The sequence below is a fragment of the Candidatus Polarisedimenticolia bacterium genome, from assembly GCA_035764505.1.
Classification (GTDB): domain Bacteria; phylum Acidobacteriota; class Polarisedimenticolia; order Gp22-AA2; family AA152; genus AA152.
This window is the reverse complement of the sequence record DASTZC010000021.1, coordinates 14,184-40,201: the sequence shown is the minus strand read 5'-3', so window position 1 is coordinate 40,201 and position 26,018 is coordinate 14,184. Positions and strand designations below refer to the sequence as shown.

Annotated in this window: 19 protein-coding genes; 12 read left to right on the top strand and 7 right to left on the bottom strand. The window is 66.0% G+C overall.

What is annotated here, in order from left to right; translation table 11 throughout:
- Nucleotides 1-14: 14 nt before the first annotated feature.
- Complete coding sequence (locus VFW45_01580; GenBank protein HEU5179455.1) at nt 15-1,121, bottom strand: AI-2E family transporter; 1,107 nt, start codon at nt 1,119-1,121, stop codon at nt 15-17.
- Between the two features lie 221 nt (nt 1,122-1,342).
- Between VFW45_01580 and VFW45_01575 the strand changes: the two genes are divergently transcribed.
- The 4 genes from VFW45_01575 to VFW45_01560 all read left to right on the top strand — a co-directional run bounded on the left by VFW45_01575 (nt 1,343) and on the right by VFW45_01560 (nt 4,071).
- On the top strand, nt 1,343-1,876 hold the full coding sequence (locus VFW45_01575; GenBank protein ID HEU5179454.1) for a DUF5655 domain-containing protein: 534 nt from the start codon (nt 1,343-1,345) through the stop codon (nt 1,874-1,876).
- Between the two features lie 117 nt (nt 1,877-1,993).
- The gene (locus VFW45_01570; protein ID HEU5179453.1) at nt 1,994-2,572 is read left to right on the top strand and encodes a DsrE/DsrF/DrsH-like family protein; all 579 of its coding nucleotides are present in this window, start codon (nt 1,994-1,996) and stop codon (nt 2,570-2,572) included.
- 16 nt (nt 2,573-2,588) lie between these two features.
- Complete coding sequence (locus VFW45_01565; GenBank protein HEU5179452.1) at nt 2,589-3,770, top strand: MBL fold metallo-hydrolase; 1,182 nt, start codon at nt 2,589-2,591, stop codon at nt 3,768-3,770.
- A gap of 46 nt (nt 3,771-3,816) precedes the next feature.
- Complete coding sequence (locus VFW45_01560) at nt 3,817-4,071, top strand: sulfurtransferase TusA family protein (protein HEU5179451.1); 255 nt, start codon at nt 3,817-3,819, stop codon at nt 4,069-4,071.
- Nucleotides 4,072-4,090: 19 nt separating this feature from the next.
- Here the strand turns inward: VFW45_01560 and VFW45_01555 are convergent, their stop codons facing one another.
- The 3 genes from VFW45_01555 to VFW45_01545 form a co-directional block, all read right to left on the bottom strand.
- Nucleotides 4,091-5,104: a radical SAM protein gene (locus VFW45_01555; GenBank protein ID HEU5179450.1), complete on the bottom strand. Its 1,014-nt coding sequence runs from the start codon at nt 5,102-5,104 to the stop codon at nt 4,091-4,093.
- A 136-nt stretch (nt 5,105-5,240) separates the two neighbouring features.
- The gene (locus VFW45_01550) at nt 5,241-8,327 is read right to left on the bottom strand and encodes an efflux RND transporter permease subunit (GenBank protein ID HEU5179449.1); all 3,087 of its coding nucleotides are present in this window, start codon (nt 8,325-8,327) and stop codon (nt 5,241-5,243) included.
- Nucleotides 8,327-9,454 carry an efflux RND transporter periplasmic adaptor subunit gene (locus VFW45_01545; GenBank protein ID HEU5179448.1) on the bottom strand — a complete coding sequence of 376 codons (1,128 nt, stop codon included), beginning with the start codon at nt 9,452-9,454 and terminating at the stop codon, nt 8,327-8,329. The genes VFW45_01550 and VFW45_01545 overlap by 1 nt, the downstream gene beginning before the upstream one ends.
- A gap of 483 nt (nt 9,455-9,937) precedes the next feature.
- Between VFW45_01545 and VFW45_01540 the strand changes: the two genes are divergently transcribed.
- The 5 genes from VFW45_01540 (at nt 9,938) to aat (ending at nt 17,588) form a co-directional block, all read left to right on the top strand.
- Nucleotides 9,938-11,134 (top strand): prolyl oligopeptidase family serine peptidase, encoded by a 1,197-nt coding sequence (locus VFW45_01540; protein HEU5179447.1) that lies wholly within the window; start codon nt 9,938-9,940, stop codon nt 11,132-11,134.
- A 187-nt stretch (nt 11,135-11,321) separates the two neighbouring features.
- Nucleotides 11,322-13,388, top strand: a complete 2,067-nt coding sequence (locus VFW45_01535) for a sulfatase-like hydrolase/transferase (protein HEU5179446.1) — start codon at nt 11,322-11,324, stop codon at nt 13,386-13,388.
- An 881-nt stretch (nt 13,389-14,269) separates the two neighbouring features.
- Nucleotides 14,270-14,584, top strand: a complete 315-nt coding sequence (locus tag VFW45_01530; GenBank protein HEU5179445.1) for an ATP-dependent Clp protease adaptor ClpS — start codon at nt 14,270-14,272, stop codon at nt 14,582-14,584.
- A gap of 2 nt (nt 14,585-14,586) precedes the next feature.
- Nucleotides 14,587-16,884, top strand: coding sequence for an AAA family ATPase (locus VFW45_01525; protein HEU5179444.1), 2,298 nt, complete (start codon nt 14,587-14,589; stop codon nt 16,882-16,884).
- Between the two features lie 2 nt (nt 16,885-16,886).
- Entirely contained in the window at nt 16,887-17,588 is a 702-nt protein-coding gene (aat, locus tag VFW45_01520; protein ID HEU5179443.1) for a leucyl/phenylalanyl-tRNA--protein transferase, read from the top strand.
- Between the two features lie 12 nt (nt 17,589-17,600).
- Here the strand turns inward: aat and VFW45_01515 are convergent, their stop codons facing one another.
- The 3 genes from VFW45_01515 to VFW45_01505 form a co-directional block, all read right to left on the bottom strand.
- Nucleotides 17,601-19,049: an AcvB/VirJ family lysyl-phosphatidylglycerol hydrolase gene (locus tag VFW45_01515; GenBank protein ID HEU5179442.1), complete on the bottom strand. Its 1,449-nt coding sequence runs from the start codon at nt 19,047-19,049 to the stop codon at nt 17,601-17,603.
- Nucleotides 19,046-21,601 carry a bifunctional lysylphosphatidylglycerol flippase/synthetase MprF gene (gene mprF / locus VFW45_01510; GenBank protein ID HEU5179441.1) on the bottom strand — a complete coding sequence of 852 codons (2,556 nt, stop codon included), beginning with the start codon at nt 21,599-21,601 and terminating at the stop codon, nt 19,046-19,048. Before mprF ends, VFW45_01515 begins: the two co-directional genes overlap by 4 nt.
- Before the next feature lie 106 nt (nt 21,602-21,707).
- Nucleotides 21,708-23,156, bottom strand: coding sequence for an amidohydrolase family protein (locus VFW45_01505; GenBank protein HEU5179440.1), 1,449 nt, complete (start codon nt 23,154-23,156; stop codon nt 21,708-21,710).
- A gap of 349 nt (nt 23,157-23,505) precedes the next feature.
- Between VFW45_01505 and VFW45_01500 the strand changes: the two genes are divergently transcribed.
- From VFW45_01500 to VFW45_01490, 3 genes are all read left to right on the top strand, one after another.
- Nucleotides 23,506-23,637, top strand: a complete 132-nt coding sequence (locus tag VFW45_01500; GenBank protein HEU5179439.1) for a hypothetical protein — start codon at nt 23,506-23,508, stop codon at nt 23,635-23,637.
- A gap of 46 nt (nt 23,638-23,683) precedes the next feature.
- Nucleotides 23,684-25,612 (top strand): hypothetical protein, encoded by a 1,929-nt coding sequence (locus tag VFW45_01495; protein ID HEU5179438.1) that lies wholly within the window; start codon nt 23,684-23,686, stop codon nt 25,610-25,612.
- Between the two features lie 63 nt (nt 25,613-25,675).
- Nucleotides 25,676-26,002, top strand: coding sequence for a PadR family transcriptional regulator (locus VFW45_01490; protein HEU5179437.1), 327 nt, complete (start codon nt 25,676-25,678; stop codon nt 26,000-26,002).
- The last annotated feature ends 16 nt before the right edge of the window (nt 26,003-26,018 follow it).

Sequence of the window (26,018 nt, the reverse complement as noted above, 5' to 3'; positions counted from 1 at the left end):
GGCCACGCCCACAATCAGCCGGCAGTGTTAACCGCCGAATCCCCCGGACGCCTGGCAACCCAGCTCATGAAGAGCTGGTAGCCGAGCGCCAGCAGCGTGGCCCCGATGAACAGGCCGATGATCCCGTTGCTCGCCATGCCTCCCAGAGCCCCCAGCAGGATCACCGGCATGGGGGCATCGACTCCGCGTCCCAGCAGCAGGGGCTTGAGGAAGTTGTCGGCGATGCCCGCCAGCAACAGCACGATTGAGTAAACGATCGCCGCGCCGGTGCCGTAGTTTCCGCTCATCCACAGGTAGGCGATGACCGGCACCACGATCAGCAATAGCGGAATCTGCGCGATCCCCATCACCAATGCGATCACCGCCAACCCTCCGGCCAGCGGCACTCCCGCGATGAGCAGGATCAGGCCGATGGCAATCGCCTGGATGAGCGCGATGCCGATGACCCCCTGGGCCACGGCGCGGATGGTCGAGGTGCAGAGCTTGATGAACTCGCCCGCTCGCGGGCCGAACAGGCGCGCGAAGATCGCCTCGCTGCTGCGGGAGCCCTCCTGACCGAACGCCATGATGATGCCGGCAATGATGAACGATGCCAGAAACAGCAGGATCTGGCCGCCGATTCCGGCCACGAAGCGCAGGGCCGAGCGGGCCAGCTCGCCGATTTTCGGCTGCATGCTCTGGACCAGCGCCGGCAGGTCGGAGCTCGCCCGTGACCAGACGCCATAGATCCTGTCGCCGACGAGCGGCCAGTCGGCCACGCCCGGACGCGGCTCGGGGACCTGCAGGGTATTGTTCTGGGCGCCCTGCACGAGCTCACGCACCGAGTCGCCCAGCGAGCTCAGCAACAGGGCGGTGGGCACCACAATCACGACGGCCCCGAGGACCGCGATGAGGGTCGCCGCCAGTCCCTGCTTGGCCCCGATCCGGCGCGCGAGCGACTGGTGCAGCGGGTAGATGGCCACCGCCAGGATCACGGCCCAGGCCATCATGGAGATGAAAGGAGAGAAGATGCGATAGCACAGGACGACCATGATCAGAATCAGGCCTGCGCGGATCAGCACGTCGAGCAATCGGGTCGACAGCTCTTCGTATTCGGCTTCGGTTCGCACGCGCCCGTTCATGCCGGTCTCCTCCTGCCTGTTGGCCGACTGGTCGCCCGCTCCTTCGCTCGATGCGGGGCCACGGCATCCTTCGCGTTCAATACCAAAAAGAAAGGGCTGCGGCGGCAGCGCGCCGCATGCCATGAGCTTTATACTCCCCCGGACGCAAATTCCGAGCACCTGGGGTGCCGGAAGCGCATGGCTCGCACGATGATGCTACATGATTGGTCCGGCAAATTGTGATGGAGAACGAGAGGCACCTGAAGGTGGCTGTGAAAGCAGCGGACGGCGAAGGGAGTCATCGACCCCTATGGACATGCCCGAAGTGCGGGGCGCGCCTGGTCACTCGCAACCTGTGGCATTCGTGCGGCCGGTTCAAGCTCGAGGACCTGTTCGCCAAGGCCTCCCCAGGCGCCCTCGGCCTGGCGAGGAAATCGGTGGCGCTCCTCGAGTCGCTCGGCGATGTCCAGGTCATTCCTCAGAAGACGCGGCTGGTCTGCGTTGCACGCGTCCGCTTCGGCGGGCTGGTTCCGCACAAAGATGGTCTGAGGATCAGCTTCGCGCTCAGGCGCTGGTTGCGCAGCCGCCGCATCGTCAAGACCGAGGACTTTGGGCCTCGATGGCGAATCCACGTCGTCGGAATACGATCTCAGAGAGACCTCGACGCGGAGCTGAAGTCCTGGCTCCAGGAGTCTCACGATACGGTCGGCGTCCAGAGCGACTTCTTGAGAGCGCCCTCACGAGCCGCGAAGCCGCGCCGCCGCCAGCAAGAATAAATACCGAGTCCGCGAGCTTCCCGCGACGGCGTTATAATGGGCTTACTTTCCGAGCCAGGAGCTCACGGCCATGACTTACCCACCCGGTCGCCCGACGCCGATCCTCCGCGAAATCCCATGATCGAGACCCCTTCTTCCCACGCCAGTCTGGAATCGAAGCTGGCCGAGCTGCAGGCACGGGTCAGCGCGCTGGAGGCCGCCCAGAAGGAGCTGGCGGGCGAGGTGGCCGAGAACCGCGTCTCGATGGTCGTGTTCAGCGGCGACCTCGACAAGGTCCTGGCGGCCTTCGTGATCGCCAGCGGCGCGGCGGCGATGGGGATGGAGGTGAGCATGTTCTTCACCTTCTGGGGCCTCAGCGCCCTCAAGAAAGGGCGCCGGCTGCGAGGCAAGAAGCCCTTCGAGCAGGCCTTCGCACTGATGACTCCCGGCGCCACCACGTCGCTGGGCCTGTCGCAGATGAACTTCGGCGGGGTGGGCGCGAAGCTGATGCGGAAGATGATGCGCGACAAGCAGATTGCCTCGCTCGAAGACCTCGCCGCGACGGCGCGGGAGCTTGGGGTGCGGACGGTGGCCTGCCAGATGAGCATGGACGTCATGGGCATCACCACCGCCGAGCTGTGCGACGGACTGGAGGTCGGCGGCGTAGCCACCTTCCTGGGCGACGCGGCCCGCAGCAAGGTTTCGCTTTTCATCTGATTTCCCGGGAAACGACGTGCCCTCGCCTGGTTCGAGCCCCGTCCTGACCCCCGCCGAGCTGAAGCGCCGGCTGGACGCCGGTGAGACGCTGCGCATCCTGGACGTGCGCAACGAGGACGAGTTCGCGCGCTGGCGCGTGGAAGCCCGCCGCTCCCCGCTCACCGTCAATGTTCCCTACTTCCATTTCGTGGAGGATCCCGACAACAGCGCGGCGCGGGTGCCGCGCGACCTGCCGCTGGTGGCAATCTGCGCCAAAGGCGATTCGTCGGCGTGGGTGGCCGAATCGGTGCTCCGGCCGATGGGCTACGAGGTCGCCAATCTGCAGGGGGGGATGCAGGCCTGGGGCAGCTTCTACGACATTCGCCGGCTCCCCGACCCGCCGCAAGGCTGCGCGGTCTGGCAGGTCGAGCGGCCGGCGCGCGGCTGCCTGCATTACGTCGCCGCCGGCAAGGAGGGCGACGCCGTCGCGATCGACCCGCCGCGCCATCTGGGCCCTATTCTCGATTTAGCCCGGGCCGAGGGGCTGACCTTCCGGGCGATCGTCGACACCCACGCCCATGCCGACCATCTCAGCGGCGGCCCCGCGCTGGCACGTGTCACCAGCGCTCCTTACTTTCTGCATCCTTACGACGGGATACATCCCGTCGACGTCCTTCCCGCGAGAATCGATTTCGAGTGGCTCGAAGACGGACACGAATTCCGGCTCGGGGAGGCCCGGCTGCGCGCCCTGCACGTCCCCGGACATACCCTGGGGATGACGGCCATGGAGCTCGCGCATGCAGGACGAACGATACTGTTCAGCGGAGACTCGATCTTCCTCCGGTCGATCGCGCGCCCCGATCTGGGCGGTCGCGGCGAAGCCTGGGCCCCGCTGCACTATCGCTCGCTCTATGGAAGATTGCGGCGGCTTCCCGAGGCCATGCTGGTCCTGCCGGGACATTTCAGCGATCCGGGCGAGGCGCGCGAGGATGGAATCTACGCCGCGACGCTCGGCGACCTGAAGGGCGACAATCCCGAGCTGCGGGAGCGCGGTGAGGAGGAGTTCGTCCGCGACCTGCTGGCCGCGCTGCCGCATTTTCCTCCCGAATATCTGGAGATCAAGCGGGTGAACGCGGGGCTGGCGGCGGCCGACGAGGAGCGCGCCAACGAGCTGGAGATGGGGCGCAACGAATGTGCCGCCTCCTCCCACGGACGCTGAAGGCGTCGAGGCATCGAGTGCAGCTCATTCAAAGGAGGAACCCACGGTGACGCAACAGCACGACCGCGAGCTGGATGTCCGCGGCGCCAAGTGCCCCGAGCCGATCATCAAGGCCCGCCAGGCGCTGCAGCAGCTCGGCGTGGGCCAGATCCTCAGGGTGCTGGCCACCGATCCCGGGTCGGTCAACGATTTCAAGGGTTGGGCCAAAGCCGCCAAGAACCTGGAGCTGGTGGGTCAGGAGCAGATTCCGGGAGAGGACGGCAAGTCGGTCTACGTCCACCTGGTCCGGCGCACCGTCTGACGCGCGCACAGAACGCGCTTCAAGGCGAAGCCGGGCCCGCCTGCGCCGGGCCAGGCGCGCTCCTGGCGCTGCGCCAGCGGGAGACGCCTCGTCCAATCCGGCTCGAGGCCTCGTAGATCTCTCTCAAAGGCAGCCCCAGCAGCCGGACATCCCCGATCGAGTTCATTCCCGCGGAAGCCAGGCAGCCGCACTGCGAACAGTCGGGATCGCCGCCGAACTGGCAGGGAGTGATTCGTCCCTTCAGGTCGGCCGTCACCGAAACGGTCGTGCGCGCGAACAGGCATTCGTCCGGAGAAGACGGCGGCTTCCGGTAGCCTTCCAGGATTGGGTCGGGGGCAAAGAGCTTGGGGAAGCGGCTGCGAAGGTGAGCCAACTGCTCGAGGGTTGCGGCGCGCTCCGCCTGCGTCAGGATCTCCTCCGAGCGCTCCCCCCGCTGCGGCGTGTAGAGGCTGAACCAGATCTTCCGCACTTCCTCGCGCGCCGACCAGAACGATACGAACTGCCCGAACGAGCCCGGCCGGCGGGCCATCTGGCCCGTCACCGTGCAATGCACGGTGATCCGGTGTCCCTGGATGTTCTTCAGGATCCGATCGTAGGTCGCGGGAGCGCGCCGGCGATCGTGGTCTTCGCGCAATCCGTCGATCGAGACCATCAGGTAAAGGCGCGGGATGAGGCTCCAGGAAGCAGGAATCGGCCGCACGGCGCTGGTGACCAGCTGCACCGTGAGGCCCATCCGGCTGAGGCGCGGAAGGAGCTCATCGAGCTCGCGGAACCTCACCAGCGGCTCCCCGCCCACCAGGGACAGCGACACCGGGCGATGGCGTCGCACCAGTTCCAGGATGCCATCGATCAAGTCCCGACCTTGGCGATCGGCGAGCGATCGCAGAGGGCCGAGATTCCCCAGGTGCTCCGGCTCGTAGGCGTAGCAGCCGGGACAGCGCAGGGGACATTCGCGGGTGATTTCGATGGAAAGGGTCGGCTGGGTGCCGCTCAGGATGCGGCCCCAGGCGCGGAAGACATCGAAGCGCCTCATTGCAAGGTCTCCGCGATCGTTCGATTATCCCGGGACCGAGGGATGATAGCCGAGCCCACGCTGTCGGGCAAGAGAGGCTGCCGGATTCGCCGCGACTGCCGACGCGCATCCGGCCAGGCGTCGATCCGATAGCCGATCAGGAAGCGGCGGGCTGGGCGCCGGCGATGTCCGGGGCGCGCTCGGGCGCGCCCTCGGAATCCATGGCCTTGTGCGTCTTGGCCACCAGCATGTAGATGGAGGGAACCACGAACAGGGTGAAGGCGGTGCCGATGATCATGCCGCTGACCAGCATGATGCCGATGCTGTTGCGCGCGCCGGCCCCGGGACCTCTCGCCAGGATCAGCGGCGTGTGCCCGACGACGGTGGCGGCGGTGGTCATGAGCACCGGGCGCAGCCGCGTGGCGGCCGCTTCCAGGACGGCGTGGAGCTTGTCGCGGCCCTGTTCCTGGAGGTGGTTGGCGAACTCGACGATCAGGATGCCGTTCTTGGAGACCAGGCCGACCAGCGTGATTAGTCCGATTTGGCTGTATATGTTGAGCGTGGTGAAGCCCAGGAACGAGAACATCAGAGCACCGGAGACGGCCAGCGGCACCGATCCGATCAGGATGATGAACGGATCCCGGAAGCTCTCGAACTGCGCCGCCAGGACCAGATAGATCAGGATGGCCGACAGCATGAAGGTCCCCAGGAACTTGGCCCCCTCGGTGCGAAGCTGCCGCGATTCGCCGGCGTAGTCGACGGTGTAACCGCGCGGAAGGATGCGCTTCGCCTCGTCCTCGAGCACCCGCAGCGCAGTATCCAGCGATGCGCCGGGCGCCATCACCCCCTGGACGCGCACGGCATTGAGCTGCTGGAAGCGCTTCAGCTCGCGCGGCTGGGTGCTCATCTTCAAAGTGGCGAAGGTGGACAGGGGCACCAGCTTCCCCTCGGGGCCGGTGACGTAGATGTCCTGAAGCTGCTCGGAGTTGAGCCGGTTGGAGCGCTCCATTTGAGGGATCACCTTGTAGGACCGCCCCTGAATGCTGAAACGGTTCACGAAATTGCCGCCCAGCAGCGTCGCAAGGTCGCCGCCCGCCTGGCTCAGGTCGACTCCCAGGGAGCGCACCTTGTCGCGATCGAAGACCACTTCCGCTTGGGGCTGGTCGAACTTCACGTCGGAATCCGCGAACATGAACTTGCCGCTGGCGAAGGCCTTCTGCACGAGCTGGCCCGCCAGGGCCGCCACCTGCGTCGGCTCGTTCGTCGAGGCGACCACGAAGTCGACCGGGAAGTTCCCGCCGCCGGGCAGCGCCGGCGGCGTCGTGGTGATCACCCGGATCCCCGCCAGCTTGGACAGCTCCGCGCCTGACACCACGGTGAGTTGCGCCGCGTTCCGGGTCCGCTGGTCCCAGGGCTTCATCACCATCCCTCCGAAGCCCCCCGTGGGCGTCGTGATCTGGAAGATGCTGTCGTGTTCCGGAAACGCGGCGTAGACGTCGTAGACCTTGGCCGTGAACAGCTTCGTCTGATCGAGGGTTGAGTTGGGAGCGGCCTGGATGATCCCGAAGACGACCCCCTGGTCCTCGCTCGGCGCCAGCTCGCGCGCCGTGAACATGTAGAAGGGGAAGATGAGCAGCACCACCACCACCCACAGCACGAAGAGGATCGGCCGGTTGGCCAGCGTCACCGCCAGCAGGCGCGAGTAGACACGCCGGATGATCTCGAACTGGTGGTTGACGAAGGCGGCGAAGCCGCGCTTCGAGTCGCCCTCGCGCAGCAGCTTGGAGCCCATCATGGGAGACAACGTCAGGGCCACGATCCCCGAGACGATGACCGCACCCGCCAGGGTGAAGGCAAATTCCCGGAACAGCGCGCCGGTGAGGCCTCCCTGGATCGCGACCGGAGTGTAGACCGCCGCCAGGGTGATGGTCATGGCGATAATCGGTCCCACCAGCTCGCGCGCCGCAATCAGCGCCGCCTGCAGCGGGGGCTCGCCCAGGTGCAGGTGGCGCTCGACGTTCTCCACCATGACGATGGCGTCGTCCACCACCAATCCGACCGCCAGGACGATGGCGAGCAGGGTCAATAGATTGATGGTGAAGCCGAACATCAGCATCAGAAGGACGGCGCCGATGAGGGAGATCGGGATGGCGACCACCGGGATGAACACGGCCCTGACCGAGCCGAGGAACAGGAAGATGACGATGACCACGATCAGCAGCGTCTCGCCCAGGGTCTTCAGCACCTCCTCCAGGGCGCTCTGAATGTACTTGGTCGAATCATACGGGATGCCGACCTTCATGCCGGCCGGCAGCTGCGAGCGGATCTCCGGGATGGTGTCGCGCACCCGCTGGATTACCTCCAGGGCGTTGGAGGTGGGCAGCACCCAGATCCCCATGAAGGTCGCCGCCTCGCCGTTGAAGCGCACGTCGGAGTCGTAGTTCTCCGCCCCCAGGACGACGTCGGCGATCTCGCCGAGCCGGACCACCACCCCCTGCTCCTCCTTGACCACCAGCTGCTTGAACTCCTCCGCGGTCTTCAGGTCGGTGTTGGCCACCAGGTTCACCGAGACCATCGATCCTTTGGTCCGGCCGAGCGCCGACAGGTAGTTGTTGTTGGCCAGCGCCGTGCGCACATCGGAGGGGGAGATGCGCAGGGCGGCCATGCGATCCGGCTTGAGCCAGATGCGCATGGCAAAGGTGCGGTCTCCCAGGATGTCGGCCCGCTGCACGCCACTAACGGCGCTGAGCTTCGGCTGCACCACGCGCGTCAGGTAGTCGGTGATCTGGCCCTGGTCGAGGTCCGCGGAGGAGAAGCCGATGTACATGGCAGCGAACTGGTTGTCGGCGGTCTGCAGATCGATCACCGGCGCCTGCGACTCGGGGGGCAGGTCGTTGCGCACCTGCGCCACCTTCGCCTGGATCTGGGTGAGCGCCGCGTTGGTGTCGTAGTTGAGCTTGAGATGGACGGTGATCGTGCTCACGCCCTGGGCGCTCGAGGACTCCATGTAATCGATGCCGTCGGCGCTCGCCAGGACGCGCTCCAGCGGCGTGGTGATGAAGCCGCGCACCAAGTCGGCGTTGGCGCCGACGTAGACCGTGGTGACGTTGATGACCGCGATATCGCTGCGCGGGTACTGGCGCACGGCGAGGGAGCGGATCGACTGGATGCCGCCGATCAGGATGACCAGGTTGGCGACGATGGCGAGGACCGGGCGCCGGATGAAGAGATCGGTGAACTTCATCAGTTCTCCTCGGGCTTCGGCTCCGGATTGTTGCCTGGCTGGATCTCGTTGTTGACGAGCACCGCCGCGCCGTTGCGCAGCTTGAAGACTCCGGAAGTGACGATCTCCTCGCCGGGCTTGATGCCGGAGAGGACCGCCTTCTGATCGCCACGACCGGGGCCGAGCTTGACGAACTGCTGGCGCACTCCCAGGTAGCTCTTGCCGTCCTGCCCTTTCACCTGCTCGACCACGAAGACCGAGTCGCCGTAGGGAGCGTACTGGATCGACGAGGACGGGATGGGGATGACCGCGGCTCCCTCCTCGAGGAGGACCTCGGTGTCGACGAACATCCCGGGCCGCATGGTCAGATCGGGATTGGCGAAGGTCGCCTGGATCCGCAGGTTCCGGGTGGAAGGGTCGACCACCGAGTCGATCGCGGTGATCTTGCCGGTGTGCGCGGCCTTCCCCAGGTCGTCCGAGGTGACCCGCACCTCCGCGCCGATCGGAACGTGGTGCAGCTCCTGCTGCGGCACCGAGAAGTTTACGTAGACCGGATCGAGCGTCTGCAGCGGGACGACCGGCTGGCCGGAGGTCAGGTACTGGCCGAGGTTCACCAGCCGGATCCCGAGCACTCCCGAAAAAGGGGCCCGGATCGCCTTGCGCTGGATGGTGGCCCGGATCTCGCCGACGCTCGCCTTGGCCTGGTCGTGTTCCGCCATCGCCCGGTCGAGATCAGCCTGCGCGGTGATGCCCTCCTGCCGCAGGCCCTGCGTCCTCTCCAGGTTGAGGCGCGTCAGCTCCAGGCGCGATTCGGCCGCCGTGAGCTGGGCCTGCTCCTGGCGGGTGCTCAGAGTCACGAGCACGTCCCCCTGGCGCACCTTATCCCCCGAATTGAAGGCGATCTTCTCCACGATGCCTGGTAGATCGGCGGCGACGGTCACCCCGTGCACCGCCTCGATGCTGCCGATGCTCTGCAGGCTGTTCCGCCAGCGCTCTTCCTTCACCACCGTGGTGGTGACCGCCTCGGGGGGCATCTTGAAGTTGGTGGATGCGGAGATGGCGGCCTGGATCTGCCAGTACTTCACGAGGCCGAGGACCGCGATGAACGTGATGACGACCACCAGGGTGATGGTCAGTTTCTTCGCCACTGCCGCCTCCTTGCGCCTCGAACCCCGGGTCCCGCGGGCTTTATTCCGACCGTATGGATGATTCTACGCCCGACGGCTCGGTCGAACCGCCATCCCGACGAGTCTGCGCTGCGGGCGCGAACCTGAGGGTGGGGTTTTCGTGGTAATCCCGCCGATTTCCGCCGGGATGCTGCCGGACTGATGATTCTGGAGGCCGCATCTTAGCACGCACGGGGCATGCGGATCACACCCGGTCGATAGAGCACTGGAATGCCCGTATGAACCGGCAAATGCGGCGCTTCCCCGGCCCTCCTGCAAACCCAGAGACTCGCTCGTTTATAATGATGTCTCACCGTCGTTCAACCCGGTGGGTCTTCCAGGGAAGCGCAGGCCGTGCCCTACCTGCTCATTGTTCCATTTCTTTCACAGTTGCTCGCGGCTTCAGCGGGCGCTCTCCCGCCTCCTCCGCCGCACGCAGCCCCCTGGTCCGCCTGGAGGCAGGAGATGCGTGAAACCCTCTCCATTCCCGATCCCCTTCCCGATCTGAGCCCTGCCTCGCATGGCGGCTTCGACCTGGACGATGCGGTACGGGTCGAAAGAGTCTCCTATGGCACGCAGTATGGGATGCGGATTCCCGCACTCCTCTATTTGCCGCGGCATCCGGCCGGCAGGATTCCCGGTCTCCTTATCGTTCCGGGTCATGGCGGAGACAAGCACTCCTGGTACGCCCGTTACGCGGGGGCCCTTTACGCGCGCGCCGGCGCCGCCGTCCTGACCTTCGATCCAGTGGGTGAGGGAGAGCGCAACGACACACATCGGTCCCGATCCCAGGCGCACGATCGGCTTTCCCCGGACGCGGAGGACGGGCGGCGCGTGACGGGGCTGATGGTGACCGACCTGCTCCAGGGGGTTTCCTATTTGCGTAGGCGGGAGGAAATCGATCCGTCGCGCATCGCCGTGCTCGGGTTTTCGCTGGGCTCCTACGCCACGGCTCTGGCGGGCGCCGTCGATTCCCGCCCCTGGGTCGCCGTCATGGCGTCAGGCGGCAACCTGGACGGCGCGGGGGGTTACTGGGACAGCTCCCGGCCGATGTGCCAGGGGTTTTCCTACCAGGCGCTGCGCTTTCTGGGAGATCGGCCCGCGGCTCTGTACGCGATGCATGCCCAGCGCGGCCCCAGTCTGATCGTCCTCGGAGGGAACGACACCGTGGTGCGGGCGCCGCGGCTCGGGGCCCTGTTCCTCGGGGACCTGCAGGATAGAGTGGCCCACCTGCTCGAAGGGAAGCGGGGGGAGATCTTCAGCTGGAAGATTGTCGACGCCGGGGGACACCAGCCCTTCTTCCTCGGGCGCGAGGTGGCGGGATGGCTCGAGGAAGAGATCGATCTGCCCGCCTGGAGCGTGCCGGAGATTGCCGCGTTTCCCCAGGTAAGGATCGGCGAGTGGGCCGACCGGCAGGGAATCGATCTCGGCCACCTGGGCCGGAGGTCCGACCGCGATGCCGGGACGGAAGCGCTGCCTGCCTCGATCCCCCGGGTCCCATCCGAGGACCTCGACGCTTTCACCCCCGCCGAATGGCAGGCCTTGAAAACCCATCTCGTCCTGGAGTCCTGGGTCGAGTCGATGCATGCCGAAGAGCGGCAGCTGCGCGCCGAGGGGCTGCTGACCCACCACCTCCCCCCGGTGTCGGATTCCCCGAAGTAATCCGTCCAGACTTCACCTCCCGCCTTAGGCGCATCTGCCGACCGATTCGTTCTTCAAACCCTCCGCCATGACTCGGCACCTTTCTGCCTTTCAGGAGAACCTTCCTTCGGGCTCCTCCGACTAAGAAACCTGAGACACCTCCCTTCAGGGGGTGAGGAAAAACGGGCCAGATCAAGAGGGGGGTTCCATGTCAGGACACTTCAGGCTACGTACTCTCGGCTGGTTTCTGGTCGTTATGTGCGCGCTCCTGGCCAGCTCCGGCGAGGCCGCAGCACAGAATAATGTCCTCATGATTGTCCTCGACGATGTCGGGGTAGACGCGCTGGGAACCTACTGCCTTCCTCCCCACGTTTGTCCACCCCTCGACTTCCCTGCCACACCCAATATCGACGCTCTCAAGACGTCGGGGGTGCTGTTCCGCAACGCCTGGTCGAACCCGATATGCTCCCCGACGCGTGCGACGCTCATGACCGGACGGTACGGCTTCAGGACGGGTGTCCGTGACATCACCAAACCCCAGATCGACTCCAATCCTTTTGACCAAGGCCTTCCGGCGAACGAGCTGCCGCGATGCGAGTCCACCCTCCCTGAGGTCCTCGCAATGGCGTCGCCCGTGCCGGCACGGGCGGCGGTCGGCAAGTGGCATCTCAGCAATACGATGAACGGTGGTGCGCTCGGCCCCAACGATTCCGGATTCCCGCATTACACGGGCGCCTACTCCAACCTTGTCAACTACTTCAACTGGATCAAGACCATCGATGGCCGCGTGAGCCCTGGCACCAGCGTCTATTCCACGACCGATAATGTGAACGATGCAAGCACCTGGATTGGCCAGCAAACGGGATCCTGGTTTCTCATGCTGGCTTTCAATGCCCCGCATGCCCCCTTTCAGGCGCCTCCTGTGAATCTCCGGAGCTCTGCTCGGCCTCTTGCGGGGGTCGATCCAGGACACCTATGCGACGAAATGGACCACAGCAACGCTGCGAGGCGCCAATGCTACTTTTCGATGATAGAGGCTGTGGACAAGGAATTCGGTCGCCTCAAGACCGAGATTGGCCAGCAGGTCCTGGACCACACGACCATCATCCTCCTGGGCGACAACGGCACCCCAAAGGAAGTCTGCGATGACGTCTACCGGCCTGAATGCGCGGGTCATTCCAAGGAGACGGTTTACCAGGGAGGAATCAACGTGCCGGTGATCATCTCGGGAGCCCAGGTCACCGACCCGGACCGTGAAACCGATGCACTCGTGAATACGACCGACCTGTTCACGACCGTGATCGAGCTGATGACGGGGAGCTCACCCTCCACTCTCAACCCGGGCGTCGTGCTCGATTCCGAAAGCCTTGTTCCGATCCTCAATGCGACCGGGGCGGGGACGAGGCAGTATGCGTACAGTGAGCTGCTCAATGCCCAGGCCGTCAGGAACAGCCGTTACAAGCTCATCCGCAAGAGCACGTTCGATACCAACCCGGCACCGGAAGAGTATTACGACCTGCAATCTTCCGAGATTGACTCCAACAACCTCTTGCTCCATCTTCCATTGACAGCCGAGCAGGACAGCAATCTGGCCGCGCTTCGCGATCATCTCAATTCGATACTCTCGTCACCTCTGCACGATTGCGATGGCGACGAGATCATCGCGGACCAGGACAAGTGCGATGAAGTCAGGAATTTCGTTCTAGACGACGAAGATCCCCTGACCCAACATGACTATGACGAGGACGGAAAAGGCGATGCCTGCGACGACTGTCCGTTCGTTTCCAACTCCCCCAAGAACGTTCCCCTGGTGCACGTGAATTATCCCAATGGCGGACAGATCATGAACATCGGCAGCACGGTTACCCTGACCTGGAGCGCAACCGATGACTGTGGCGGAGCCAGCATCAGCAATGTCGATCTTCTTCTATCACGGTCGGGCCCGGATGGACCCTTCACGTCGATCGCGGCAGGAATCGGAAATACGGGGTCGTATTCATGGACGGTTGCCGCGCCACCGACGGGCGGCTCAACTGCTTTCCTGAAGGTGCTGGCGCACAATTCCGTCGGCAATACGGGTCTCGACGTGAGCGACTCCGGCTTCAAGATCAGGTGGAATGCTCCTATCTGCTCCAGCTATTGCAGCGATGTGGGCGTACGATGCACCCCGACCGGGTTCGGACCGAACAACTGCTGCATGCACGAATGCAGCACCGACCCCACCTGCACCGCACCTGACCCCTGCCCATTCAACAGCTGCGAGGGGTGTTTCTGAAGCGAGCGTATCAGCCGCCACGAGCTGCCCATCAAAGAGAAGCCGCCGAGGAAATCTCCGGCGGCTTTTTCATCAGGATTTGAGGTTCTCTCAAGAAGATTGCTTGCTGCGAGGTTCAAGCTCAGACAGCCCAGAGAATTGCGTGATCCCCACGCCAACCTGTGTAGCCAAGGGCCTCGGCTGCACGGTATCGGACGTGCGGCGCAAGGAGCCTCCTGCACTCTCGGGATTTGTTTACAACACGGCCAGCTTCAGCTTCGTCTGCGAAGGAACCCACGCGAGCCTGATCCATGCGATCGGGGACCTGAGCCGGACAGTCGCGGGTTGAAGCTGCAGCCCGCGCCCTGACACCCACCGCTGTTCAAGCCATAGCACAGCCTGTTCCGCCCGCATGCGGAGGAGACAGGCGAGAGCGCCGATCGCTTCGCCTATGACATGCTCTACCAGGGGCCGGCGCTCGGAGTCGCCTTCCGCTGCTGAGCTTGCGGGGGTCGTTTCCTCGTATCCAGGCTCCAGCCGACCGGCTGGCCCTGGATTTTTTCCTCTACAGGCGCTGGAAATAGCCCCCGCCGGTCGGCCACTCCCTATAATTAATGATGGGGGTTGCTTAACCGGCGGGAGGTGCTGGCGCATGCTTGAAACTGACGGCGTGCGCCATAATAGTGCTAAGGCAGAACCCGCAGAGGCCGCACGCCGCAGTTTAACCATGCGAGCCGGAAGAAAGTGCGCGGAATATACGTATCGAAAAGGCTCGGCCCGAACCTGGGAGAGAATGGGCAATGGGCTTGTGAGAACTGTGAGCCTTCTGCAACGTCATCGGGCGGTTCATCGTAGCTGCTCGATACTGACCATGCGGAATAAGCACGCAGGGAGACGGTTTCATGGGTGAGAGAGAGGGGCAGCGGGGCGGGCAGGTCCTGGAGAAGACCCGCCAGAAGACCGAAAGACCGCCGCTGTTCCGCGTCATCCTGCACAACGACGATTACACTCCGATGGACTTCGTCGTCACTCTCCTCGAAGGACTTTTTGCCAAATCGCCGGCGGAGGCCCACCAGATCATGATGTCGGTCCATGTGCGCGGGTCGGGCATCGCCGGGACCTACCCGCACGAGGTGGCGGAGACCAAGGTTTCCACGGTCCATGAGCTGGCGCGCTCCGCCGGCCATCCGTTGCGCGCGAGCCTGGAGCCCGAATGAGCATGTTCAGTCCGCGACTCGAGATTGTCCTGACCGTCGCCTATCGCGAGGCGACGTCCCGGCGGCACGCCTACCTGACGCTGGAGCACCTCCTTTACGCTTTGATCCATGACCCGGCGGGCGAGGAGATCCTGATCGCCTGCGGGGTCCGGATGGATCATTTGCGGGCCGAGATGAAGAAGTTCCTGCAAACCGGGATTGAGAAGCTCCCGGAAGAGTCGGATGACGAGCCGGCCCAGACGCTGGCCTTCCAGCGGGTGCTGCAGCGGACGGCCTTGCACGTGCAGAGCGCCGGAAAGGACGAGGCGAGCGTCGGGGACGCCCTGGCGGCGCTGCTGCAGGAAGGGCGCTCGCACGCCGCGAAGCTTCTCGAAGCGGAAGGGGTGACGCGCCTCGACGTGCTCAACTACGTGTCGCACGGCCTGACGAAGCTCCCCAGCCTCCCTCCCGCGGAGGAGCCGGTGCCGGCGGGCGAGGCGGAAGAGGAAGCCCCGCGCCGTTCCACCGACGCGCTCGGGAGCTTCGCGGTGAACCTGACCGAGCAGGCGCGGCAGGGGTTGCTCGACCCGCTGGTGGGGCGTGAGAAGGAGCTGCGCCGCGCGCTCGAGGTCCTCTGCCGGCGACGCAAGAACAACCCGGTCTTCGTGGGGGACGCGGGGGTCGGCAAGACGGCGCTGGTCGAAGGGCTGGCGCAGCGGCTGGTGGCCGACAGAGTGCCCGAGATCCTGGCCGGCGCCGAGATGTTCGCCCTGGACATGGGCTCGCTATTAGCCGGGACGCGCTACCGGGGCGATTTCGAGGAGCGCTTCAAGGCGGTCATCACGGCCCTGGAGAAGCGGCCGAAAGCCCTGCTGTTCATCGACGAGCTGCACACCATGGTGGGAGCGGGCGCCACGACCGGCGGCACGATGGACCTGGCCAACCTGATCAAGCCGGTGCTCACCGCCGGCAAGGTGCGGCTCATCGGCTCGACCACCTTCGAGGATTTCAAGCATCTCGAGAAGGACCGCGCGCTGCATCGCCGCCTGCAGAAAATCGTGGTGGAGGAGCCCTCCCTCGAGGAGTCGGTCCTGATCCTCGAAGGGCTGCGGCCGCGCTACGAGGCGCACCACCGGGTGCGCTACATGCCGGCGGCGCTGGAGGCGGCGGTACGCCTGGCGCAGCGCCACCTGCGCGAGCTGCGCCTGCCCGACAGCGCGGTGGACGTCCTGGACGAGGCGGGAGCGATGCTGCGGCTGCAGGCCCCGGCGGCAGACACGCCGACGGTGGACGTGGCCGAGGTCGAGAAGGTGGTGGCGCGCCTGGCGCGCATCCCCGAGAAGCAGGCCTCGGTTTCCGACAAGGAGCGGCTGCGCACCCTCGAAGAATCGCTCAACCGGGTGGTCTTCGGCCAGCGCCCGGCCGTCGGGATCGTGGCGCGCGCCGTGCGCCGCGCCCGCGCCGGGCTGGGACATCCCGAAAAGCCGGCCGGCTGCTTCCTGTTTACCGGCCCGACGGGGGTCGGCAAGACGGAGCTGGCGCGCCAGCTGGCGCGGCACCTGGGCAACGAGTTCATCCGCTATGACATGAGCGAGTACATGGAGAAGCACGCGGTGGCGCGCCTGATCGGGGCGCCGCCGGGCTACGTCGGCTTCGAGCAGGGGGGCCTGCTGGTGGACGCGGTGCGCTCGCACCCCTACTGCGTGGTGCTGCTCGACGAGATCGAGAAGGCCCATCCCGATCTGTTCGACATCCTGCTGCAGATCATGGACCACGCCACCTTGAGCGACAACACGGGGCGCAAGGCCGATTTCCGCCAGGCGACCCTGATCCTGACGTCCAACGCCGGCTCGCGCGAGATGAGCGGCCGCAGCGTCGGCTTCAAGCGTGGGATCGGCGATGCCCGGGCCAAGGGGCGCCAGGCGATCGAGCGGCTTTTCTCGCCCGAGCTGCGCAACCGCCTGGACGCCATCGTCACCTTCGACGCGCTGACCCCCGACGTCATGGAGATGATCGTCGAGAAGTTCATCCTGGAGCTGGAGGCGCAGCTGCGCGAGCGCAATGTGGCGCTGTCGCTCACCCCAGAGGCGCGCGCCCATCTGGCGGGCAAGGGGTACGACCCCGTCTTCGGGGCGCGCCCGCTGGTCCGGCTGATCCAGTCCGAGGTGCGCGATCCGCTGACCGACGAGATCCTTTTCGGCCGTCTCGAGTCGGGGGGCACGGCGGTGATCGGCTTCGACGGGGAAAAGCTGACCTTCGACGTCGATCCGGCCCCGCCGCCGTCGGAAACGCGCAAGCCGGCGCCGGCGGGCGCCTCGTAGGCATGCCGATCTACCGGCTCGGTGAGGCGATCCTGTTCCCGCCCGTCGAGCATGCCGAAGACGGAATCGTCGCCATCGGCGGCGATCTACGACCCGAGCGCCTCCTGCGCGCCTATTCCGAGTCGATCTTTCCCTGGTACGCGAAGGGGGAGCCGATCCTCTGGCACTCCCCCGATCCCCGCTTCGTTCTGACCACCGACAACCTGCTCGTGCCGCGCAGCCTGCGCCGGACAATGCGCGCGGGACGCTTCCGGGTCACGCTCGATACCGCGTTCCGTGAGGTAATTACCGGGTGCGCCACCACGCCGCGCGCCGGCACGACCGAGACCTGGCTCACGCCGGAGATGATCCGGGCCTACACGCGCCTCCACGAGCTGGGCTACGCCCACTCGGCCGAATCCTGGATCGGTGAGGAGCTGGCGGGAGGACTGTACGGCGTGTCGCTGGGGGCGGCCTTCTTCGGCGAGTCGATGTTCGCCCGCGAGGACGACGCCTCGAAGGTTGCCTTCGTCACTCTGGTGGAGCAGCTCGCACTCTGGAGCATCCACTTGATCGACTGCCAGGTCCCCACACCCCACCTGGCGCGATTCGGGGCGCAGTCATGGCCACGCCGGCGCTACCTGGAGGCGCTGCGCCGCGCCATGCGCCGCCCCACCCGCCGGGGAGCGTGGCGCCTCGACCCGCAGGAAGCCTCGCCCCACTGAGAGGCCCCCCAACTACCGCTCCGCCTCCTGAAGGATCCGCTCGGCCACTCCTTCGTAATCTCCGCTGAAGTGATGCCCGCCCGACAACCGGACCACGCGCATGGGACCGTCCTTCAGCGCGGGGCAAAGGCTGTCGTCTTCGTGCTCCCCATAGAAGCAGACGACACTGAAATCATCCAGCTTGCGGATCTCGGGCAGGACCGGCAGGTTGTTGTCGTGATGGTCGCTTCCGAGCCAGTCGCTGAGATGGAACTCAAAATCGACCGAGTCATCGGGTCCCATGAGGACGACCAGGCGCACCTGGGCGCGGAGGTCATCGGGAAGGCGGCTGGCCATGAAGGGCACGACATCGGCGCCGCGCGAATACCCCAGCAACAAGGCCTTATCGCAATGCCACTGCGCCAGGTAGTGCCGCATGATCCTCTCCAGGTCCTTTCCCGCCTCCTCCGGCGTGCGGCGCTTCCAGAAGTAGGCCAGCGAGTTCAGCCCGATCACCGGAATGCCACGCTCGGCGAGGACCTTCGAAACATTGCGATCCAGGCCCACCCAACCGCCGTCCCCTGAGACCAGAACCGCCAAGGTGCCTGAAGGCTGCTTCACGGCGGGCACCTCGACCAGGGGGAGATCCTTGAGATCGCCGGGGATCATCGCGCCAATAGCCGGCTGCTCCTCGCCCGGCTCCGGGGGTGGTGAGGTCTTGCGGACCATGCGGCGGTAGGCATCCTCGAGCTGCGGAAGCCAGTTCTTCGACACCGAGAAGCCATGCCCCACCTTGGGAAGCAGCACGATCTCGGCGCCGGGAACCTGCTTGACGAAGCGTTCCGTCTGCGCCGCATCGCACGTCTTGTCGATCTCCCCCTGGAACGCGATCCAGAGAGCTTCCAGATTCGGCGCCGGCTCCAAGAGAATCCCCTTGCCTTGCGGCAACGGCCCGCTGGACAGCCCGCTCCCCTTGCAGAACTTCTTCGTCGCTTCGAGATCGGGGCAGAAGCCCAGGCTGATCGCTCCCTTGAAGGTCCCCGCGGGGGCCTGCGCCAGCGTCGCGTAGGCGAGGGTCGCCCCCGAGGAATAGCCCACCAGGATCGGCGGCGTGTAATGCGGCCGCTCCAGCTTCTTCTGGATGTACTGGCTGAGCGATTCGAGGTCGCCGGCCGGGTAGGCGCACTCCTCGGAAGACTTCTTCAGCGAATCGAAATACCGGGGGACGTCGATGCCCACCACCAGCGCATCGATGGAGCCCAGCCGCTTCGCCATCTCCACGACCCCCTGGTTCCAGCCGCCGTCGCCCGAAAAGAAGAGGACCACCTGCGAGGCCTGCTGGGCATCGCCGTACAGCGCCACGCTGCCGAAGCGCCCGAAGCTTTCCGTCCGCGCCGGAGGCGAAGCAGCGGGCTTGGAGGCTTTGGCGGCCGCCGGTGCGGCCAGGAGCATGAGGAGCAAGGGTAGAACGAGACGCTTCATGACTTGGGAGTCCTCCGGCTGCCGTCCGAGATCAGCGCGGTCAGGTGGCCGATCATGCGGGGTAGCGCGATGCCGCCGGGGGCGGCCAGGTATTTCGGCTCCCAGACGGGGTGGAATTTCTGCTTGTACTGGCGCAGGCCCTGGAAATTATAGAAGTGCTCGCCGTGCCGGAACACAAAAGCGCCCAGGCGCGACCAGCGCGGGGCCAGCGACCGCCCCTCCAGCCCCGACAGCGGGGCCATCCCCAGATTGAACCAGCGATACTCCTGCTCGCGCCCCCAGAGCATCAGGCGCACCAGCAGGAACTCCATGACTCCTTCCGGAGCGTTCGGATGGTAGCGCATCAGATCGATGGAGAGCTCCTCCTTGCCGGCCCCCGGCCAGAGGTTGGCGAACCCCAGGAGCTCGCTGCCGCGGCGGACGATGGCCGCGGGGAACTGCTTCAAGTAGGTCTCGTCGAAGCGTCCCAGCGAGAACGACTTCTCCTGGACCTTTTTTTCGGCCAGCCAGGCCTCCGAAATGGCGCGCATCTCGGGCAGCAGCGCCGGCACGGCCTCGGCACCGACCACCTCGAGGCTGCACCCTTCCTTCTCCACCCGGTTCACCACGGCCCGCAGCCCCTTGCGGCTGCCCCCTTCGAGAGAGAACTTGCCGAGCGGCACGCGCGCCTCTTCTCCGATCTTCATCAGCGTCAGCCCCAGGTCGACATACAGATCGAGGCTGCGCCGCCCGACCTCGTAGAAGATGGCCCAGCCGGCATGCCGATCGGAAATCTCCCGGAAGCGCCATGCAAGGTCGCCGCGTTCCCCCTCGGGGCCGACGGGATCGCCCAGCGCGACCCAGCTGCGACCTCGCACCCGGTACATGATGAATGCATTGCCCGGCTCGTTGAACAGGAAGCGCTTGTCGCCCAGCAGGGCCAGGTAAGCATAGGTGTCCTGGGAAGCGGAGGCGACAGAGCGCGCCCGCTCCAGGTCCTCCGGATTGGGCGCGGGAGGCTCAGGACGTGCCGGGCGCAGGAGGCGGGCCACTGCGAAGGCGAGGGCCGCCACCCCGGCGCCGACCGTGGCGCGCAGGAACCGGGGGGCATCGCCCCGCACCGTGAAGCGCCACCAGAGATCGCTCGAGTACTCGACATGCTTGTGCGAGAAGATGCCGAGCCAGATCGAGCCGAGCAGCGCGACGACGACCGCCGCCGTCCATGACAGGGTGAAGCGCTCGCCGATGAGCGACGACCGGCGGTAGAAGTGGCGGTGCGACGGGAGCAGGGCGGCCAGCATGAGCGTCAGGAAGATCGCCTCCTCGTAATCGGCCCCCTTCAGCAGCGAAAGGACGATCCCCGCCGTGAGGAAGGCGGCGGTGAGATGGTAGGCCGCCTCGAGGCGCTGCTGGATGCCGCGCGCCAGGAGGACCAGACAGATTCCGACGAGGCTCCCGAGGAAGTGCGACAGCTCGATCACCGGAAGCGGCAGAACGTCCTTCAGCCAGTCGAGACGTCCGGGGACCGCGGGGGCCGCCCCCGAAAGGAGCAGGATGGCGCCGCTCAGGAAGGTCGTAAAGGCCAGGATGCTGGGAGCGAGTGCCGCGCTCCAGCGGCCGGTGCGGCGCGCCACCTTGCGCAAGCTTTCCTTCTGCCTGCCGAGCTCGTGCGCCGCGAGAAACGCCGCCGCGCCACCCAGCGGCATCAGGTAATAAATCACCCGGTAGGCCAGCAGCGCTCCCAGAATTGCCGGCGCCGGAGCGGTCCCCGCCAGCATCAGCAGGACGACCGTCTCGAAGACCCCCAGCCCGCCCGGCACCTGGCTTACGAGCCCGGAGACCTGGGCCAGCAGGAAGACGCCCAGGGTCTGCGGGAAGGAGACGCGAGCGCCGTCGGGCAGCAGCACGTAGAGGACCATCCCCGCCACCGCCCAGTCGAGCGAGGAGATTACGACCTGCAGGAGGCCCATCCGGGGCGTCGGCACCGCGAGCTCGGATCTTCCGACACGCACCGGCTGCCGGCGCAGGGCGCAGAAGGCGAGATAGGCGGCCAGGAGCAGCAGGAGCGCCGCGCCGAGCGGGCGGAGGGAATGGAACGGCAGCCGCGCGCCGGCGGGGATCACCAGCGGCTCAATCAGGAAGACGGTTCCCCCCAGCGCCAGGAACCCGACCCAGAAGGTGAAGCTGCAGAAGGCGATGACGCTGACGATCTCCATCCCCGTCAGCCCCCACGCCGAATAGAGGCGGTAGCGCACCGCGGCACCCGAGAGCATGGCGAAGCCGACGTTGTTGCTCAGGGCGTAAGCGATGAAGGAGGCGAGCGAGATCCGGCGATAAGGGACTTTTTTCCCGATGTGGCGCAGGGCCAAAGCATCGTAGCCGGTCAGCAGGAGATATCCGAGGATGGTGCCCAGGACGGCCGGCAGGAGGCGCGCGTAGGGAATGGCGGCGAATTCCTGCGCGATCTCGCGATAGTGGTACCGCTCGATCTCGTGGTACAGGACCCAGAGCGAAGCCCCGAACAGCGCGACGCCGACGGCCGGAGGGATGCTCGCCGCGAGATTCCGCCTCATGGCCCTCTTGCCGGTCCTATCCGGCCTGGCTGCGGGGCATCTGCCGGGCCCGATTGCCCGCCCCCGCGCCGCGAAGGAAACATCATAGCGCAGGGAATGCGGCCGATCAGGGAGCGGTCCGGGCCGCCTCCTCGGCGCCGCTCAGCAGCTGGTCGAGATCGGCGCGGCGCAGCAGCCTGCCTGCGACGACGACGGCGGAGATGCCGGTGGTATGGGAGATGTCCCGCAGCGGGTCGGCGTCCAGCAGGACCAGGTCGGCCGCTTTACCCTCTTCGACGCTTCCCGTCCGCTCCGACAGACCGAGAAGCTTCGCCGGGTTGATCGTCGCCGTGCGCAGCGCTTCGATCGGGGAGAGTCCCGCCTCGACGAACAGCCGCATCTCGTCGTGCGTGCTGAACCCGGGATAGACATAGGGAAGCCACATGTCCGTGCCCGCCAGGAAAGAAACCCCGGCGGCGCTCGCCATCGGGATGTGCTCGAGGGTCGCGGCATACTCGCGCTTGCGATAGGCGATGTAGGCCGGAGTGCGGTAGCGGGTGAGCATCCCCTTCTCGGGCTTCCAGTACTCCCGCTCTGATTCGGGGATGTATTTCATGCGCGGGTCCTCGCGGCGCGCCAGATCGTCGACGAAGGTGAGCGCGTACTGGGTCACCAGGGTGGGATCGAGGTAGGTCCCGTTGCGGGCGAAGGTCTTGTAGAGCGCGCGGCAGCGGTCGGGGCCCAGGCCATCCAGGATGAGGTTGCCGCGGCGCGCGATCGTCTCGGGGATGAGGGAGAAATCTCCCGTGCGCATCGCCTCAGCTATGGGGCTGCTCTCCGCTTCCTGGCGCATCACCTCCGCCTCGGCGGACGAGCAGCCGCGCAGCCCGACCTGGTGCTCGAGGCTGCGCTGGCCGGCGTTGGTGGCCTCCAGCGTCGTCACCGCCAGGGGCACGTGCCCCACCAGCGGCAAGCCGGTGCGATCCGCTTCCGCGGCAATCGCCCGGTAGGCATCCAGAGGGACGCGATCGTGGACCTTGACGCACTGGGAACCGGCCAGGAGCAGCGCCGTCACGACCGCGCGACCCGAGGCGGCGTCGGAGACCGAGACCGAGATGGGAGGGTTGCTCGGCTCGGGCCCGTCGACGATCGGGCCGCAGGCGATGATGCGCGGCCCCAGGCGCTCTCCCTTCGCCACCTGCTCGCGCCAGGCATAGATCTTCTCCGGCACCGCCCCCATGTCGCGCACCCCGAGGACGCCGTTGGCGACCAGCAGCGCCATCTCGCGGTCCGGATCGCGCAGATGGGCATGCATGTCCCACAGCCCCGGGATGAGGTACTTGCCCGCCGCGTCCAGGACGGTCGCCTCCTTCGGGAAGCTCTCCGAGGATCGGGCATGGCGGAGCTGCTCGATCTTCCCTTCACGGATCACCAGGGTCCGATCGTGCTTCAACTTCCCGTGCACGACGTCGACGACGGTGACGTGGGTGATCACCAGCAGGGTGTCCGGCTTGCTGACGGGCGCGGTGCCGAGAAGGGCGAGGACGCAAGCCGCGACGCGGGTCCAACCGTTCATCGGACGATGTCCATCCGATGCGCCGGGAAGTCGATGGCATGGGCCAAAGCGGCTCCTCTCGGAAGAATTCGAGCGGGTCATTGTAGGGCCGAATCCGGCCGGCCGCCGCCCACGAAGCGCTGTCGCCGCGGTGCCGCAGCATCACGGCCGCGATACCCACAGGACACTCGGGCGTTTCGCGGTGCCTCCGCCTCAGGGCCGCAGGCTGATCGCCTGGAATCGCGCCGGTTTTCCGGACTGCCGGCGCACCGGGGAACGGAATCGGGAGCGGTTGACGGCCCCTCCCTCCGCCCGCTTATGATCGTTCCGCCGATTTCATCCCGGACATCCGAGTTGCATGCGGAGCGTCATGCCTCAATCTACGCGCCCTCCTGAAGGTCCCGCTGATTCCCTGCCGGTGCCCTCCGCCGGCGCCACGCTCGAGGCGATGGAGCGCGACATGATCCTGCAGGCGCTGGCGCGGGCCGGGAACAACAAATAGCCATCCCCCTTCGCCGGGCGGCGGCCCGGTCTCGGAGCCGACGCCGATGCGACGCGCGGCGAGGCAGATTCTGCTGGGAATCCTCGCCACGGCGGCGATCCTGGAAGCACTCTATCTCGCCGCCGCCAATTTCGCCCTGAACCGCTCCTTGATCGAGGATCGCCTCAACCGCAATCCGCAGCGCTTCCACATCGCATGGCAGCGAGGCTGGTCGTGGTGGCCCGGGAGCGTCGCCCTGCGCGGCGTCGATCTGGGCGGCAGCTCGAAGCGGATCGACTGGTACACCCATCTCGATTCAGTCGACGCCACCTTTCATCTCCTCCCCTTGCGTCACAACGTCGTCGACCTGATCCGAGTGCGCGCCGACGGAGTCGACTACCGGCAGCGGCACAAGACGCTTCCGCAAGTGGCATCGCGCGTGCCGCCTTCCGAGCTGCCACCGATCCCCGGTCTCACGGAAGAAGAGGCGAATTCCTCGCCGCCTCGAAGAGGCCCCGGCAAGCGCTGGACGATCCTCTCCGACGACATCGCCTGCGATGTGGATCAGATCTGGATCGATCGCTTCCGCCTGATCGGACCCATGCGCGTTGCGACCGGCATGATGCTGGTGCCGCACGAAGCAATGGAGTTCCCCGGAGTGCGTTTGACGATGGCCTCGGGGGAGCTGCGCGCCGGCAAGGACCCGATCTTCGAGCGGCTGGGAATGGACGTGCAGGCGGAGATACATCGCTTCGTTCCACGCGGCCTGAAGCATCTCGAGTTCTTCCACTACCTCTCCGGGCGCTTCGCCCTGCACTCCGACAGCGCCAGCCTTTTCTTCCTCGAGGCCTACTTCCGCAAGACCCCCTGGGTGCGGTTCAACGACAGGGGGTCGGGGCGCTTCCTGATTGTTCTCGACCACGGGCGGCTCGCTCCCGGCACGGAGCTCGAGATGGCGAACGATCAGGTCGACATGGATTTCCTGGACCGCCATCTGACCGGCAAGGGGGTTATCCGCGGCGGCGTCGAGGAAAAGAGCGGCAAGGTGGAATCGATCCTCTCCGCCCGGCTCACTCATTTCAAGCTGGCCCCGGTCGGCAGCAGCCAGGCCTTCGCGCGCGGCGAGGTCGCCACGCTTTCGGGACGCAGCGGCTCGCTGGATCTGGCGGATCCTTTCACCGACCTCGAGATCACCTTCGACATGCCGCGCGCCGAGATTCTCGATCTCACCTTCTACAACTCGCTCATCCCCGAGGGGAGCAACTTCAAGCTCCTGTCGGGCACGGGGACGATCAGCTACCACATCGAAGGCTCGCAGGAGAAGCGCAGCCTGCACGGCAGGATCGACCTCGACATCGAAGAGGGATCGGCCAGCTTCCGCGATTTCGTGATGCGAGGCGGCTTCTCGGTCAACGCGCTGCTGCGCCAGGCGAGCCCGCGTGAGCTCCTGTTCGACATCGCCGGCACCCGCGTCGTCGTGCACAAGCGCGATCCTCCCTGGTCGGCCGCCTTCACCTTCCCCCAGGCCCGCATGCAGTTCACCAATCCGACGCGCATCGACGCTTCGCTGAGCCTGGCGATGCACGACACCCGGCCGCTGGTGGTCATGTTCGATGCGCTCAAAGGAGTGCCCGACTGGCTGGAGCGGATGATGACCATTCCCGACATCCAGGGGATGGCCGAGTTGCAGGGGCGCGGCGATCAGGTCCTGATCCGGGATCTCGATTTGACCGGAAAGTCGCTGCACGCCCTGGCGGACCTGAAGCTTGGCAGGAACACTCGCGAGGGAATCCTCTTTCTGAAGTTCCACGGCTTCGCCTTCGGAGTCGATCTGAAGCCCGAAGGGAAAGATATCAAGATCATCCGTCCGCTGCGCTGGTTCCACGAAGAGCGGGCCAAGAGACAGAGCCTCTCCCTCGACCCGAAGGATCCCGCTTCGGGGAAGCCGAAGAAACCCGCGAGACGAGTTACCGGAACTTCCACCGATGCCCGTTAGCTCTCCTATTGACATTCTATAGGTCAACGACTATCCTCCTATCGAATTTCTAGAGGAGAGCCCGTGGCCCGCACCGATCTGCTGCAAGGCACTCTCGACGTCCTGATCCTCAAGTCCCTGTCGACCGGCCCCGACCATGGGCTGGGAATCGCCCGCCGCGTGGAGCATCTCACCCGCGGGACCTTCCAGGTAAAGCCCGGCTCCCTGTTCCCGGCGCTGCACCGCCTGGAGGAGCGGGGCTGGCTCGCATCGCAGTGGGGCGAATCCGAAAACCGGCGCCGCGCCAAGTTTTACCGCCTGACCGCCTCCGGCCAGCGCCGGCTGCGCACTGAGACCGGCAAGTGGGCGCGCATCGCGCTGGCGATGTCGGCCGCCCTGGGAACCACCTAGACGATCTCGAGGAAGC

Bases quoted from the DNA above. Each gene is read 5' to 3' on its own strand.
- VFW45_01580 (HEU5179455.1), bottom strand. From the start codon at position 1,121: ATGAACGGGCGCGTGCGAACCGAAGCCGAATACGAAGAGCTGTCGACC.
- VFW45_01575 (HEU5179454.1), top strand. From the start codon at position 1,343: ATGGAGAACGAGAGGCACCTGAAGGTGGCTGTGAAAGCAGCGGACGGC.
- VFW45_01570 (HEU5179453.1), top strand. From the start codon at position 1,994: ATGATCGAGACCCCTTCTTCCCACGCCAGTCTGGAATCGAAGCTGGCC.
- VFW45_01555 (HEU5179450.1), bottom strand. From the start codon at position 5,104: ATGAGGCGCTTCGATGTCTTCCGCGCCTGGGGCCGCATCCTGAGCGGC.
- VFW45_01550 (HEU5179449.1), bottom strand. From the start codon at position 8,327: ATGAAGTTCACCGATCTCTTCATCCGGCGCCCGGTCCTCGCCATCGTC.
- VFW45_01540 (HEU5179447.1), top strand. From the start codon at position 9,938: ATGCGTGAAACCCTCTCCATTCCCGATCCCCTTCCCGATCTGAGCCCT.
- VFW45_01535 (HEU5179446.1), top strand. From the start codon at position 11,322: ATGTCAGGACACTTCAGGCTACGTACTCTCGGCTGGTTTCTGGTCGTT.
- VFW45_01530 (HEU5179445.1), top strand. From the start codon at position 14,270: ATGGGTGAGAGAGAGGGGCAGCGGGGCGGGCAGGTCCTGGAGAAGACC.
- VFW45_01525 (HEU5179444.1), top strand. From the start codon at position 14,587: ATGTTCAGTCCGCGACTCGAGATTGTCCTGACCGTCGCCTATCGCGAG.
- aat (HEU5179443.1), top strand. From the start codon at position 16,887: ATGCCGATCTACCGGCTCGGTGAGGCGATCCTGTTCCCGCCCGTCGAG.
- VFW45_01515 (HEU5179442.1), bottom strand. From the start codon at position 19,049: ATGAAGCGTCTCGTTCTACCCTTGCTCCTCATGCTCCTGGCCGCACCG.
- mprF (HEU5179441.1), bottom strand. From the start codon at position 21,601: ATGAGGCGGAATCTCGCGGCGAGCATCCCTCCGGCCGTCGGCGTCGCG.
- VFW45_01505 (HEU5179440.1), bottom strand. From the start codon at position 23,156: ATGAACGGTTGGACCCGCGTCGCGGCTTGCGTCCTCGCCCTTCTCGGC.
- VFW45_01500 (HEU5179439.1), top strand. From the start codon at position 23,506: ATGCCTCAATCTACGCGCCCTCCTGAAGGTCCCGCTGATTCCCTGCCG.
- VFW45_01495 (HEU5179438.1), top strand. From the start codon at position 23,684: ATGCGACGCGCGGCGAGGCAGATTCTGCTGGGAATCCTCGCCACGGCG.